The sequence below is a fragment of the Acinetobacter sp. YH01005 genome (genome assembly GCF_013420465.1).
Classification (GTDB): Bacteria; Pseudomonadota; Gammaproteobacteria; order Pseudomonadales; family Moraxellaceae; genus Acinetobacter; species Acinetobacter amyesii.
The window spans coordinates 121,107-135,571 of record NZ_VOYA01000008.1; the positions used below are offsets into that span (position 1 = coordinate 121,107).

The following is a 14,465-nucleotide window of genomic DNA, read 5'->3' on the forward strand; positions in this document are numbered from 1 at the left end:
GGCCTGTATGGAATTAATATTTAAATCTGAGTGCTACGCTGTAATTTGCTGGCGCGCCGTAAAAACCTTGCTGGTCAGGAAAACTATAGAGATATTTTTCATTGGTCAGGTTGTTGCCATTCGCTTGAATAGTCAGATGATCATTCACCTCATAGCTGACCATGGCATTCAGCAAGGCATAGGCATCCTGCTCAATCACACCCGCTTTTTGTGTAATAGTGCCATTAGAGCTGGCTTCAGGAACATCTAAATAGGTCTTGTCTTGCCATTGCAATCCGAAACCGAGTTTTAATTTTGGGAGCTGCGGGACTTGATAAGTTGTCAATAAATTAATGGCTTGTGTAGGGTTGAAGGTACGAGCATCACCGCCGTTAATTAAATCTTTAAGGCTAAATTGGGTATAGCCGAAACTTAGATTTAAATGATCTGTGAGTTGCCCAGCCAAGCCAAATTCATAGCCTTGCGAGCGCAGATCACTGACCTCAGTTTTACGTAAAGTCGGGATGCCATCTGAGTTGCGAAGCGGGTAGTTGCTTTCTTCTGTACGGAAAACGGCCATAGTTGCAGTTAACTTATCATCTAGCCATGAACTCTTAATCCCTATTTCATAGCTTTCACCTTCAATCGGTTTATTGATGCTGCCATCGAGCGCTTTTGTTGTTTGCGGGCGGAAAATTGAGGTATAGCTCATGTAGCCTGTATATTCAGGCGTAAAGTTGTAGGTCAAACCTGCATATGGCAATACTTTGCTTTCATCATAAAACATGTCGGTGCCATAACTGCTGCCTTTGCTTTGCGCTTGAACATAATTAGCACCTACAAGTAGCTTGAGATCATCATTTAAATGCAGGCGGGTTGCGGCATACAGACTGCGGTTTTTTTGCTTGGTATGTGTTTCACCCGTAATTGTAGACATATCCCAATCAGGTTCATCTGGCGTTAGACTGCCTAAGTCTGATGTAATTGGGTTGGTATAAGTACCGCCATGTGCAATTTCATTCATGTTGTTATCTGCCCATGAATAGCCAAAAGAGGCTTCATGGAGCTGCCCCCATAAAGGGTAAGTTCCGTTAATATTTAAACTCACTTGACGTTCTTTATCATTATCGTCATACATGCCTGGCCATAAATACACACCAGATGTGCCATCAGCACTTGGATTGCCTAATAAATATAGAAGTTTTGAGTCGCGAGTGGTCTGCTTTTCATCATAAACCAGTTTGGCTTTCCAATCGCCGCCCAGCTTCTGTTCAAGCTCGGCGAAGTAATTTTTGACATTGGTATTCCAATAGGTCCAGTCTGGGGTGTAATTGTAACTGCGTGGAAAATCGAGCTGTTCTCCCTCGGTCGTTATCAGCGGATTTGCTCCCCAGTTATTGCCATTCGGTTTATGGTTAGTTTCGGTGTATCCAGCAATTAATGTCGTGCTGTCAGTAAGATCAGCAGCAAACACTGCGCCAATGCCATTTTTCTCCAATTCATAGTGGTCTAAATAACTGCCACCTTTTTGTTCAAAACCAAATACCCGCGCTCGGACAGTGCTATCTTGATTCAGGGGAGAGGAGATATCCGCTTCATAACGCTGAGTATCCCAAGAGCCATAGCTTGAGTTCAACGAGGCATGAAGTTCCTGTGCAGGACGTTTTCGAATCATATTGATGCTGGCACCCGGATCTCCAATACCGTTGTTTAACGAATCAGAACCTTTAACCACTTCAACTCTGTCAAATAAAAAGCTGTCTGGATTATCATTGTTATAGTTGTAGCTGCTGAGCGGGAATCCCACACCGTCAAACATGATATTCGAGATCTCAAAACCGCGTGCTAAATAGGAAGAACGTTCGGTTTCCTGATTGCTGACAATTACACCAGGAGTGTTGCGCAGTACGTCTCGTGTGTTATTCAGTGCAAAATCATCCAGTTGCTGGCGTGTAACCACATTGACAGTCTGAGGCGTCTCTTTCAGTGCAATATCCAGTTTAGATGCGGTAGAAGAGTTTTGAATAATATAGGCTTTGCTTTGTTCTGAACTTTTATTTGCTTGCTGACGATCGACAGCAATAGTTATGGTCGGGAGCTGCTGGGATGTCTCAGCATAACTTTGATGGGAAAGTACAGCCAAACTGATGAGTGATAATTTAAAAACAAGGCTTTTATGAGATGACATTTTTATTTCATAAATGAAAACAATTATCATTAAGTTTATTAATTAATATGTGAGGTGACAACGGTTGCCTAATAGAAAATATGAATGAAATGTTAACTTTTAATAGAATTTGTATTTATAGAGTATATTAATAGGTGACTATTGTTTATTTGATAGGCTATGAAAATGTTTCAAAGGAATTGAAGTTTAAAACTAAAGGTCTATTTAGAATTTTTTCTGAGTAGCCCATAAGTCAGTATGAGTTAAACATAGCGTTTAAATAGAAATCTAAGTTATATCCCTTGTTTTGTTCAATCTAATTATGCTGCTGATTTTTTAAGGTCATGTTGAGCAATTTATGATGAATGAATCTAAGTTTATCCAATACCGGATTTGATAATGTAAATGGATATGCATCATCTAAGCCCATGCTGCGGTTCAACGCATTTAAATTAAAGGTCAAGGTCATCCAGTGTTGCAGTAGTAGGTCAAAATCCTGAGCGCCAATCGGGTTCTCTTTCAGTTCTAAATTATTCAAATCTGACTTATTGGTTTTGACCACTAATCCTGCATAGTAGGCGGTTTCAAGAGTGTCCATCATGTGCAAATAATGCGCCCATGTTTCCGCCCAATCTTCCCAAGGATGCGTACTGGCATAGGAACTAACATAGTAATCCGCCCAATTTTGCGGAGCACCGTCATTATAATGACGTTTCAAAGCTTCACTATAATCTTGTCGTTCATCACCAAACAGTTCTCGAAATTCCTCAATCAGTTCAGGGTGTAAATGTTTGATCAAATCAAAATAATAATGACCGCTTTCATGTCTAAAATGACCTAGAAGTGTACGGTAGTTTTCACCCATTTTTATACGCGTTGTTTCGCGGTAAATCACATCTGCTTCACTGGCATTCAAGGTAATAATTCCATTGGCATGACCGGTCATAACAGGTGTATTTTCTGTTGGCATCAGAAAATCAAAACGAAGTCCAAAACGGTCATCTTGGCTGCGTTTAGGACGCGGCATGGTATTGAGCTGCTGCATTAAATACAAAAAACGCCTTTTGGCATGTTCCAATCGTGCCCAGTACACAATATGGTCTGGGTTATCTAAGTTGGGAATGGTGTGCGTGAGCAGGCAAGACTCACAATAAATTTCCTCACTGTCAGCAGGCACCATCCAGTTACATACCTGATGATGCTGATAATTATGACAAGGTTTAAAGCGCTTTCCCTTTATTTCAGGATTTAAGGCAAGCCATAACTTACTGCTGTGCTTTTCAAAACAGCCCATTTGCTTTTCAGAGGCAATATAACCTAGCGCAGTCTGACAATTGACACAGTGTGAATTGGCAAAAAAGATTTGGTTAGAACATACCGCGCAGCTGAAATACTTCATAGGCGTTGAGTGATAAATAGAATGATCAATCAGTATAAATGATGTTCAATGTTGATGAAATAAATTGAACATAGAGTTTGTTGCTTGTCGGTCAATGCTCTTGCTTAAGAACAACGCCCTTAATAAATGGTCCTTCATCAAATGACACATCGCAGCAATAGTGCAAAGGGGTCTCGATGGGTGCATTTATTGCACAAATGATGAACAGTAAAATCTAAAAGAAAGTTAAAAGTCCAAAAAATCGATCATTTTTTGTATTTCTCACTTGGCACAGATTCTGCATTTCTATCGATATTACGAAATAAATATTTTGTATTACTTAAACAGGAGATGCATATGAACCGCCATCAATCTGCAACATTTCTGCATCAATTAAAGCATTTATTTATTGAACTACTGAGCACCCGTGCGGGTTTCTATATTCAGCAAAAAAAATAAGGAAAAACAGTGCCTAAACAAAAGCTGGCGCGTATCAGTATTACAGTGCCTGAAAAAACAGTCGATGCTTTGGATCAAAAAATTGTCGATCAGCATTATGAAAGCCGTTCTCAGGCCATTGTCGACATGATCAATAAGCATCTGATTGCCGATCAGGAGCAGCGCAACGAAGTGATGGTTGGCACGTTTACCTTACTTTATGACGCAAGTAGTACGGCGCTACGTATTCAGCTTTTAGATTTACAGCAGCAGTTTTTAGAACAAGTGGTGAGCTCGCTGCATATTCAGCTTGATGACCACAAAATTTTAGAAGTCATGATTCTGCAAGGCGTTAGTTCAGAGCTAAAAGTCATCAGTCAGCATTTTTCAGCACTTAAAGGTGTGATTAAAGGACATTTGGAGTTGATGGACGCTGTAATGCCGCCAATTCCGCAAAATGCAAAGAATTAAGGAGTTTTAAAATGGGCCAATTATATCGATCGCAAGGTCAGTTTAAAGACCGAATCACAGACCAACAGCAAGCACATGCTAATGCAGGTAACCAAAGACCAAATCGTGCAAAGCACAATGCTCAATCTGTCAGCAATCCGAATACACCATCGTTTTTGTACACCAATACCAAATTTAACTGTAATGCCATCGGGGAAATCGCACTATGATCAAAAAAGCCTGCTTATCTGCATCCGTTTTGACCGCCATCTTACTAGGTGGTTGTGACAATACGGCCAAAACACCTGAACCAAATGCTCAGGCAGAAGGCACTGTCAATACAAAAGCCATCACAATTGGCTATAGCGACTGGCCTGGTTTTGTCGCATGGCAAGTTGCTATTGAAAAAGGCTGGTTGAAAGAAGCCGGTGTCAATGTGGACTTTAAATGGTTTGATTATTCAGCTTCATTATCTGCATTTGCGGCTAATCAGTTGGATGCTGTTTTGGTCACCAATGGCGACAACTTAGTCACGGGTTCTGGCGGCACGAAAGGCGTCATGATTATGGCGACGGACTATTCTGCGGGTAATGATGTCATCATTGCTAAAGATGGCGTCAATAGCCTTGCCGATTTAAAAGGAAAAAGTGTCGCGACTGAAAAAGGCTTGGTTGATCATTTGCTTTTAGCGACGGCTTTGGATGATGCAAAAATTCAAGCTTCTGAAGTGAAGTTGGTCAACACCATGACCAATGAGCTGCCACAAGTATTTGCAAGTCCTGATATTGCAGCGATTGCCGTGTGGCAACCGGTCGCAAATCAAGCTTTGAAAGCGGTAGCAGGTTCTAAAATCATTTATACATCGAAAGATAAACCCGGTCTGATTTACGACACATTAACCGTCAACATGACGCATTTATCTGCCAACAAAGAAGAATGGAAAAAAATCATTCAAGTTTGGGATAAAACGGTTAAATACATCAACGACCCTGCAACGCATGCCGATGCAGTGAAAATCATGTCAACCCGAGTTGGTGTTGACCCTGCACAATATGAACAGTTTATTGGAGGCACACATTTATTGGACTTGGCTGCCAATAAACAAGTCTTTAAAAAAGGTACAGGATTTGATTCACTTTATGGCTCGAGTTATCACGTGAACAAATTTAATGTTGCCAATGGCATTTATAAAACCGAAATGGATGTCGATGGATCAATCTATCCAACGTTGGTTGAAGAACTGAAATAAGTTGAAATATAGCTAAAAAAAGCCCTGAATGATGTAAAAATTTCAGGGCTTAACAACATCAAATTAATATCCATAAAAAATAACGAAGGGCAGAACTCAAGCTTCTTCATCCATCGCATTGGAATAAAACTTCACACCCAATTTGATTCGGTCACGGCCTTGGCTCATACGCCAGCGGTTGGTATCGCGCAGTGAATACACACAGCCGCAGTATTCCTGCTGATAAAATTCTTCTTTTTTACTGATTTCCAGCATGCGTACAGCACCGCCATTTTTACGCCAGTTATAGTCCCAATAGGTTATTCCGTCATAATGTGAAGCCGAACGATGACCACAGTCATTAATCTGCTGCATATTTTTCCAGCGTGAAATACCCAGTGAACTGCTGATTAGGCTAAAGCCATGTTCTGCTGCATATAATGCCGTACGTTCAAAGCGCATATCAAAACACATGGTACAGCGGATACCTTTTTCAGGCTCATTTTCCATGCCTTTGGCGCGTTCAAACCAGTTGTCTGTGTCGTAATCACAGTCGATAAACGGAATATTGTGTTTTTCTGCAAAGCGGATATTTTCCTCTTTACGGATTTCATATTCTTTTACTGGATGAATATTGGGATTGTAAAAAAAGATCGAAAAATCAATACCAGATTCAATTAAAGTTTCCATGACTTCGCCAGAACAGGGCGCACAGCAAGAATGCAATAAAAGCTTGTCATGACCTGTTGGGAGCGTCAGTTTCTGACGGTCAAGTTTGTTAGACATAATCATAAGCTATAAGTATAAACTTTATATTTTAGCGATTCATGGACATATCAAAGCTCGAATATGCTGATTTTTTCTAAGTTGGAGCTGAGTCAGATTCAGTATAGCGACTTAAAATTGAAATCAATTTGAAGATGCATTTATTTTATTTAGTGTTCATCTGCTGATTCCATTCAATCTGAAAATCATGCGCCAATTGGTCTAATTGAGTTGCTTTAAGGTTTTTAATCAGCACTTCTTGCGCTTCAAAAAAGGCATGATCAAGCGCCCGATTGACCACCAGTTCTACCAAGCAATCTGGCTGCATATTTTCATTGCCAATCGCAAAAATTGAAGGTTCACCGACAGCAAGGTAAATGTCATACAGCGAAATGTCATGCAAAGGTTTAATCAAACTCCAGCCGCCACCAGGGCCTTTCTCAGAATCAACAAATCCATGCTTTTTTAATCCCGACATGGTTCTACGCACTACAACAGGATTTGTTTCCAGCATCTCAGCGATTTGATCGGAAGTAAAAGGCTTGTTTTCACGTGCCATGTGCAACAGAACATGTAGCATTCTTGAAAGTTTACTGTCTTTACGCATGAGGAAATAGATGATTAGGGTAATTGATATATTGTAACATTAAAAGTTTCTTATAAACATGTTAAATGATATAGTAACTTTTAAAGTTACATATAGGTATTAGGAATATGAATTATGAAGTTGTGATTATTGGTGGCAGTTATGCAGGACTTTCTGCTGCTTTACCTTTAGCACGTGCGCGCCGCCGTATTTTAATTATTGATGCAGGGCAACGCCGTAATCGTTTTGCCGAACATTCACATAATTTTTTAACCCAAGATGGCCGTTCCCCAAGTGCTATTGCAGAAGACGCTAAAGCACAATTAGAAAAGTATTCAACGATTTCATGGCTTGCTGAAACTGTTACAGATGTAAAAGCGGTTGATGGAAAATATTCAGTTATCGCAGGTGATCAGCACATTCAAGCTGAAAAAATGATTATTGCGACTGGCGTACGTGACGAATTGCCTCAAGTTGATGGTTTGGCCGAACGTTGGGGGAAATCTGTTTATCATTGTCCATATTGTGATGGTTATGAACTAAATTTAGGTGAAGTCGGCATGCTGGTATCGGGTATGCATTCGTTACATATGGCATTGATGCTACCAGATTGGGGTAATACAACGCTGTTTTTAAATGATGCCATTAGTGCAGATCAATTGGATGATGAGCTATTAGCGAAGCTTTCAAAACGTCAAATTCAGATTGAAACGCGCAAAATTTCACGTATCGAAGGGCTTTGTGAGGTAATTTTTGATGATGGTGAAAAAACAGTGCTTGACGGTTTGTTTGTTTCAACTGTGACTCGTTTGCAAGCAGATTGGATTCATCATTTAGGTTTAGAGATTGACTGCAATGAATATGGCGAGGCCATTAAAACTTCGCCAGCCAAGGAAACAAATGTTAAAGGGATCTATGCTTGCGGTGATGTGACCCGTTCTGGCGGTTCAGTTGCATTATCTGTAGGTGACGGTGCGATGACAGGAATTGTGGCGCATAAATCTTTCATTTTTTAAAGTGATTGCATAGCTGCTAACAAAGATAGGGCAAGTATCTAAATGAGAAATTTAGATATTTGTATCTACATATAAGAAATCACAAAATCAGTTAATCATTTGATCTTTTTTCAGTTTAAGCTGAGTTTAATTCACTTAGGTTAATAAATAATCATATTCTAAAAGTAGACATTCTAATTGATGAGTTTCATTTTTACATCAAAAAATCAGCAAAATTCTGATATGAATACGCAAACAATAAAATCATAAGATATTGTTTATACAATAATTAATTGAATATTATTCTTTGGGGTGATCAGTTTTAAAGTGCGCTCATTGAGCTAAATTGAAATAAATTCATCTTATAAAATTACCAAACATGAATTTCACTCACTTTGTGTTGAGGTTAAATCATTTTTATTCATCTTAAGATTCACGTATAAATTACTCCATACAGAAATTTTGATTATTTTAATTTTAGGGTAGTGAATCTCCATGAGTAATAAATTTGCATGTTCAATCAAACGTATCCGCTTTGATGAAAACTATAAACCAGCTGACAATACACGTCTAACAACGAACTTTGCCAATTTGGCACGCGGCGAACACCGTGAAGAAAATTTACGCCGTACTTTGGCAATGATTAATAACCGTTTCAATAGTTTAGCTACTTGTGACAACCCAAATGCAGATCGTTATTCACTTGAAATTGACATCATTTCGGCTGAACTCGATGTGGAAGGCAATGGTCAAACTTTCCCATTTATTGAAACTTTAAAGAGCACCATCATCGACCATAAAACCAATGAACGCATTGAAGGCATGATCGGCAACAGTTTTTCATCGTATGTACGTGACTATGACTTCAGCGTGGTATTGCCAGCACTCGGCTGTAAGTTCAATGAAAAACCTGAAGATTTTGGCGATTTACACGGTAAGCTATATCAACACTTGATCAATTCAGACGTATTCAAAGCTGAATTTAAAAAACAGCCTGTCATCTGTTTAAGTGTTTCAACGACAAAAACTTATTACCGTACTGCAAATGTGCATCCGATCTTAGGTGTGGAATACACCAATGATGACTATTCACGTACCGATGATTATTTTGCAAAAATGGGCTTAAGTGTTCGTTACTTCAAACCTGAAAATGCGACTGCGCCATTGGCATTTTATTCAGCAAATAACTTGCTGAGCGACTATACAGATTTCGAACTGATCAGCGCGATCAGCACCATGGAAAGCTTCCAAAAAATCTACCGTCCTGAAATTTACAATACCAATGCGGCAGCAGGTTTAGTGTATCAACCAAGCTTAAGCTTTGGCGATTACTCATTAACACGTATTGTGTACGACCGTGTTGAACGTGGCCAGTTGGCGGTTAAACAGGGCAAATGGACGGAAGAGAACTTTATCCAGCCATATCAAGACATTTTGAATGAGTGGGCGACTAATTTTAGTATTGAAAATGCAGACGCAGCTTAATTTTAAATCACTTAAATAGATGAAAACGCGGGTGAGTTAAACCACCCGTTTTAAAGAAAATAGAGATAGAAGATCGAATATGGCCATTTTACTCCCAACTTCAACTGCTGGTAGCTTACCTAAACCGTCTTGGCTGGCTGAACCTGAAAAATTGTGGTCAGCATGGAAACTTGAAGGCGAAGAATTATTAGATGCAAAACGTGATGCGTTGAAATTATCTTTGCATGAACAAATCCATGCAGGCATTGATATTGTCAGTGATGGTGAACAAACCCGTCAGCATTTTGTGACCACATTTATTGAACATCTTGAAGGTGTAGATTTCGAAAAGCGTGAAACGATGCGTATTCGTAATCGTTACGATGCAAGTGTACCGTCTGTGGTGGGCGAAGTATCGCGTAAGAAAGCAGTGTTTGTTGATGATGCAAAATTCTTACGCAACCAAACCAATCAGCCGATCAAATGGGCTTTGCCTGGCCCGATGACGATGATTGATACTTTGTATGATGGACACTACAAGAGCCGTGAAAAATTGGCTTGGGAATTTGCTAAAATCCTGAATCAAGAAGCGTTAGAGCTTGAAGTGGCAGGCGTGGATATCATTCAATTTGATGAGCCTGCGTTTAACGTATTTTTTGATGAAGTCAATGACTGGGGTATTGCGACATTAGAGCGTGCGCTTGAAGGTTTGAAATGCGAAACAGCCGTTCATATTTGCTATGGTTATGGCATTAAAGCCAATACCGATTGGAAACAGACTTTGGGTAATGAATGGCGCCAATACGAAGAATCATTCCCGAAATTGCAACAATCGAAGCTGGATATCATCTCACTTGAATGCCAAAACTCTCGTGTACCAATGGATTTAATCGAACTCATCCGCGGTAAAAAAGTGATGGTTGGTGCAATTGATGTAGCAACCAATCAAGTAGAAACAGCAGAAGAAGTAGCAAATACATTACGCAAAGCATTGCAATTCGTAGATGCCGACAAGCTATATCCTTCAACAAACTGCGGTATGGCGCCTTTACCTCGCCACGTGGCGCAAGGCAAACTAAATGCGCTAAGCGCAGGCGCTGCCGTTATTCGCCAAGAATTGACCGCATAAATTCGAGCTGACTCAATTTCATGTAGGAGCAAGAAGGAAATGAAATCCCTATTATCCAAACATGAGAAAGAGATAAGCCATATAGACCATTGAGATTGAAGAGATGATTGAAGCAACTGATTTTAGAAATGCAATGTCTTTATTGACGACTGCAGTCAACGTGATTACGACTGAGGGTGAAGCAGGCATGCATGGATTTACAGCATCAGCAGTATGCAGTGTGACAGATACACCGCCAACTTTGCTGGTTTGTATGAATCAATCATCTCGTTCTCATGCGCATTTTCTTGAAAATAAAGTTCTGTCTGTCAATGTTTTGGGCGCACAGCATGAGCAAATTTCCAATGCCTTTGCTTCAAGCAAATTTAATTCGGAAGAGCGGTTTAAATTGGGTTCTTGGACCACATTAGAAACAGGTTCACCAATACTCAAAGATGCTTTGGTCAGTTTTGACTGTCAGATTGAACAGATTCAAGAAGTGGGTACGCACAGCGTGTTTATGTGCCGTGTGGTCGCAATCAAGCAAAGTCAGCAGGAAGAAAGTTTGGTGTATTTCAACCGTGCTTATCATGCTGTAGGTCAAGTGGAGTTGGCTTAAACCAGTCAGACTTCTTCAATACATCTTTTTAAAAGTATCTATTTCGTGGAACTCATTACTTTCTTAATTATTGGCGCATTTGCTGGTTTTGCTGCGGGGCTGTTTGGCGTTGGCGGCGGTACTATCATTGTGCCATTGCTCTATATTGTTTTTAGCCAAATGGGCTATAGCCCCGATGTGATTATGCATTTGGCGCTAGGTACGTCCTTGGCTACGATTGTGGTGACGTCGATCAGCTCCTTGATGGCGCACAATAAGAATGGCGCTGTGATTTGGCCTGTATTTAAAAATTTAGCCCCACCTATGGCGATTGGCTGTTTTGCAGGCGCGGGCATTGCAGGCTGGCTGTCGGGCTTACATCTGCAAATGATTGTCGGTGTGTTTTTACTTTGGGTGGCTTATACCATGTTTATGGGAGCAAAAAAGCCAGTCGATCCAAACAAAACACTGCCATCTACAGCTAAGCAAATTGCGGCGGGTTCGGGTATCGGCGTTGCATCGGCAATCTTCGGAATTGGCGGTGGCAGTATTACAGTGCCGTATTTAACGGCAAATGGCGTGGTGATGCAAAAAGCGGTCGGGACGTCTGCGGCGTGCGGTTTACCCATTGCCATTGCGGGTGCATTAGGCTTTATGTTCTTTGGCATGCAACAGCAAGTTGAAATTCCAAATACCATTGGCTTTATTCATATCTATGCCTTTTTGGGCATTAGTGTGATGAGTTTCTTTACGGCTAAATATGGCGCGAAAACTGCGCATGCGCTTTCACCAGCAGTACTGAAAAAATGTTTTGCTGTGCTGTTATGTATTGTTGGATGCTTTTTTCTAGTGAAAGGCATTTTATAGAAGCCGACTGATCACAGTTAATTCATTCGAAACGTATGCTCTAGTGTGCAACAGCAAGCTAGAGCATTTTTATCTATAGCAATTTAAGTCTTTAAAATTTCAGAGATATTATTTAAAAACTTCATTTTAAAACTGACATTTCAAAGCTCTGTGCTTTTAGAAAAAACATTAATAATCACAATACCCAATAAAATAAAGGCCAAACCAATCATGGCAGGCAGGTCTAAATTTTGTTTAAACACAATCCAGCCCACACAAGAAATCAGTACAATGCCTGCAGCAGACCACATGGCGTAGGCCAATCCCATTGGAATCGATTTAAAGGTCAAACCTAAAAAGAAGAGTGCAATGGCATAGCCCAATACGGTAAAAATAATCGGTACTAGTTCAGTAAAGCCATTGCTGGCTTTTAAGGCGGACGTGGCAATCACTTCAGCAATGATTGCGATGAGCAAATATATAAACGACATTGATTTCCTATAGACATTCTACGGCATGGTACAAGAGGTGCTGTTTTTCATTTTGCAACCAATCTGTACTTTCTGTCGTGGTATCAGTGCGACGCTGAAATGCATAATGTGGAACATAAATATCCACCTCGAACATCAGCTGTATTGCTTGACCATTAATAATGACGTTTTGCATTAAATGTGTTTCATCAATAACTTTGAAATGATCAAAGTTAAGTGGTTGATCTTGCTGAGATGAAGTCGTTGTATAGTGCTTATGCAGACCATCTACAGCGATGGATACTTCAAAGCTTTCAATCACCGTTTCATACATAGTAGGTGCAGATGATATATCGATGCTGGCAACAGTTTGCTGATCTGTAGGTAAACGACTCAGTGCAAAGGCCACATGCTTATCACAAATAATTAAACCGCCATCCATCTGCAATGGCTGATGGCTTTCTACATCTAAAGCTGACTTCAAGCGCAGGCCTAAAAATAACCCTTCATGCACTTGTTGACGCCAGTCTTCGACATACGCATTGCTTGGAGAGAATTCTAAAATACAGTTGCCAATCGCATGTAGTTTTGCAGGTTCTGGCCATTGCACATGATTTTGATAATTTGAGTGTGCTTTAACGTCCCAAGACAATAATTGTTGTTTAGCATCCCATAGGGTGTTACCAATCCAGCCTTGACGCTCATTCACTGGCGTATTTTCTTGGCTTTTTAAACGTAGATCGATGGTGAAACTACGTGACTGAAACCAATACACAATGGTCTTTTCATCCGTCAAACCATTTGAAAAACTAATGCTTTTACGGCGAAAAGCACCATACAAATAGTCTGGAATAGGACCTGAAACCTCTTGGCTGGCTGGAAGCTGTGCTAAAGCCTGAAATAGATTCATGCGCTTGCTCCTTGTACTTCTGTATTTTCATCCATACCAAATGATGACAAAGGCACAGCATTTCTTAGACTCAGCTCTCCTGAAGCGATACGTTTTTTGAGATAACTAAAGGTTTGCGCGGTTTGATTAAATAAATGTTCACCACCAATTAAGGGCTGATATTTAGGCGCTTCAGTTGAATGTACTGGCTCAATGATCGTGTCGTAATTGCAGGCGCAGAATAAGGGGAAAGAGTAGCGTTCTTCAGAGACTTTTTTAACACGGTGTTTGGTGGCCAAATATTTGCCATTCGACAAAATTTCCATCATGTCGCCAATATTCATCACCAAGGTATTTTCAATCAATGGAATATCCATCCATTCACCTTGTTTATTGAGTACCTGCAAACCTGGTGCAGTCGGTAAGAGCAGTGTAAAGCACTCATAATCTGTATGCGCGCCAATACCTTCGGCATCTTTCACTTCAGGGTTATACGGATAATGAATTAGACGCAGTTGGCTGGTCGGATGGGTAATTTTGCGCTCAAAAAAATGCTCATCTACATTCAAAGCTAAAGCAAAGGCCTGAAAAATCTGCTCACTAATACTGCGTAAATGGTGGTAATAATCACTGACTGTACTTTTAAATGTGGCATCATCTGGCCATAAAGTAGGGCCAATTAAAGGAAATGCCTTAGTTTCGCCATGATAATCATAATTGACGTCATAGGCTTCTTTTAAGTCATAGCTGTTGCCTGCAAATTGTTCTTCACCAATTGGCACATAGCCACTATGATTTTTCGACAGCCCAATATAGTGTTGCATTTTACTGGCGGTATCTTGTTGGAAATAGCGCTTTGCCACCTGAATCAATGATGTCGCAAAATCAAAATTGAACTGATCACCTTTTAAATATAGAAAACCAACATCTTTACAGGCTTGATCCAACGCGGTTGCCACCTCTAAGCGTTCTGACAGTACCGTGCTTTGCATTTTTGAAATATCTACAAGTGGCAAAACATAAGATTCATTCATCTTCAATTCCTATAAAGTTGGCCGTCCAACGCTGTAGTACATCATTTAGGCCGTCCTAAAGATGAAGAGG

Annotated in this window: 15 protein-coding genes; 8 read left to right on the plus strand and 7 right to left on the minus strand. The window is 40.2% G+C overall.

What is annotated here, in order from left to right:
• Positions 1-13 precede the first annotated feature (13 nt).
• Complete coding sequence (locus FTT72_RS07760; RefSeq protein ID WP_180178148.1) at positions 14-2,167, minus strand: TonB-dependent siderophore receptor; 2,154 nt, start codon at positions 2,165-2,167, stop codon at positions 14-16.
• Positions 2,168-2,462: 295 nt separating this feature from the next.
• Positions 2,463-3,545, minus strand: coding sequence for a putative zinc-binding metallopeptidase (locus FTT72_RS07765; RefSeq protein WP_180178149.1), 1,083 nt, complete (start codon positions 3,543-3,545; stop codon positions 2,463-2,465).
• 447 nt (positions 3,546-3,992) lie between these two features.
• On the opposite strand from FTT72_RS07765, the gene FTT72_RS07770 reads away from it, so the two are divergent.
• From FTT72_RS07770 to FTT72_RS07780, 3 genes are read left to right on the plus strand one after another with little or no spacing between them, the layout of a single operon-like run.
• Positions 3,993-4,433: a CopG family ribbon-helix-helix protein gene (locus FTT72_RS07770; RefSeq protein WP_078190923.1), complete on the plus strand. Its 441-nt coding sequence runs from the start codon at positions 3,993-3,995 to the stop codon at positions 4,431-4,433.
• Between the two features lie 11 nt (positions 4,434-4,444).
• Positions 4,445-4,642: a hypothetical protein gene (locus tag FTT72_RS07775; protein ID WP_168377511.1), complete on the plus strand. Its 198-nt coding sequence runs from the start codon at positions 4,445-4,447 to the stop codon at positions 4,640-4,642.
• A complete protein-coding gene (locus FTT72_RS07780; protein ID WP_180008840.1) occupies positions 4,639-5,661 on the plus strand; it encodes an ABC transporter substrate-binding protein in 1,023 nt (340 codons plus the stop codon). Before FTT72_RS07775 ends, FTT72_RS07780 begins: the two co-directional genes overlap by 4 nt.
• Before the next feature lie 96 nt (positions 5,662-5,757).
• Here the strand turns inward: FTT72_RS07780 and FTT72_RS07785 are convergent, their stop codons facing one another.
• Complete coding sequence (locus tag FTT72_RS07785) at positions 5,758-6,426, minus strand: epoxyqueuosine reductase QueH (RefSeq protein ID WP_180064195.1); 669 nt, start codon at positions 6,424-6,426, stop codon at positions 5,758-5,760.
• Positions 6,427-6,571: 145 nt separating this feature from the next.
• A complete protein-coding gene (locus FTT72_RS07790) occupies positions 6,572-7,012 on the minus strand; it encodes an Rrf2 family transcriptional regulator (protein ID WP_180178150.1) in 441 nt (146 codons plus the stop codon).
• 107 nt (positions 7,013-7,119) lie between these two features.
• Here FTT72_RS07790 and FTT72_RS07795 point away from each other — a divergent pair, with 107 nt between their 5' ends.
• The 5 genes from FTT72_RS07795 (at position 7,120) to FTT72_RS07815 (ending at position 12,023) form a co-directional block, all read left to right on the plus strand.
• A complete protein-coding gene (locus FTT72_RS07795) occupies positions 7,120-8,007 on the plus strand; it encodes an NAD(P)/FAD-dependent oxidoreductase (protein WP_180011149.1) in 888 nt (295 codons plus the stop codon).
• A 474-nt stretch (positions 8,008-8,481) separates the two neighbouring features.
• Entirely contained in the window at positions 8,482-9,471 is a 990-nt protein-coding gene (locus FTT72_RS07800) for a putative oxygenase MesX (protein WP_180178151.1), read from the plus strand.
• 79 nt (positions 9,472-9,550) lie between these two features.
• Entirely contained in the window at positions 9,551-10,579 is a 1,029-nt protein-coding gene (locus FTT72_RS07805) for a methionine synthase (protein ID WP_180178152.1), read from the plus strand.
• A gap of 103 nt (positions 10,580-10,682) precedes the next feature.
• Positions 10,683-11,177 carry a flavin reductase gene (locus FTT72_RS07810; protein WP_111884696.1) on the plus strand — a complete coding sequence of 165 codons (495 nt, stop codon included), beginning with the start codon at positions 10,683-10,685 and terminating at the stop codon, positions 11,175-11,177.
• 45 nt (positions 11,178-11,222) lie between these two features.
• Positions 11,223-12,023 (plus strand): sulfite exporter TauE/SafE family protein, encoded by an 801-nt coding sequence (locus FTT72_RS07815; RefSeq protein WP_121530785.1) that lies wholly within the window; start codon positions 11,223-11,225, stop codon positions 12,021-12,023.
• Positions 12,024-12,163: 140 nt separating this feature from the next.
• On the opposite strand, the gene FTT72_RS07820 is transcribed toward FTT72_RS07815, so the two are convergent.
• The 3 genes from FTT72_RS07820 to FTT72_RS07830 are packed head-to-tail and all read right to left on the minus strand — an operon-like array spanning position 12,164 to position 14,395.
• Positions 12,164-12,493 (minus strand): multidrug efflux SMR transporter, encoded by a 330-nt coding sequence (locus FTT72_RS07820; RefSeq protein WP_168377505.1) that lies wholly within the window; start codon positions 12,491-12,493, stop codon positions 12,164-12,166.
• A 7-nt stretch (positions 12,494-12,500) separates the two neighbouring features.
• Positions 12,501-13,382 carry a hypothetical protein gene (locus FTT72_RS07825; protein ID WP_180021811.1) on the minus strand — a complete coding sequence of 294 codons (882 nt, stop codon included), beginning with the start codon at positions 13,380-13,382 and terminating at the stop codon, positions 12,501-12,503.
• Positions 13,379-14,395 carry an isopenicillin N synthase family oxygenase gene (locus FTT72_RS07830; protein WP_180026986.1) on the minus strand — a complete coding sequence of 339 codons (1,017 nt, stop codon included), beginning with the start codon at positions 14,393-14,395 and terminating at the stop codon, positions 13,379-13,381. Before FTT72_RS07830 ends, FTT72_RS07825 begins: the two co-directional genes overlap by 4 nt.
• Positions 14,396-14,465: the final 70 nt, after the last annotated feature.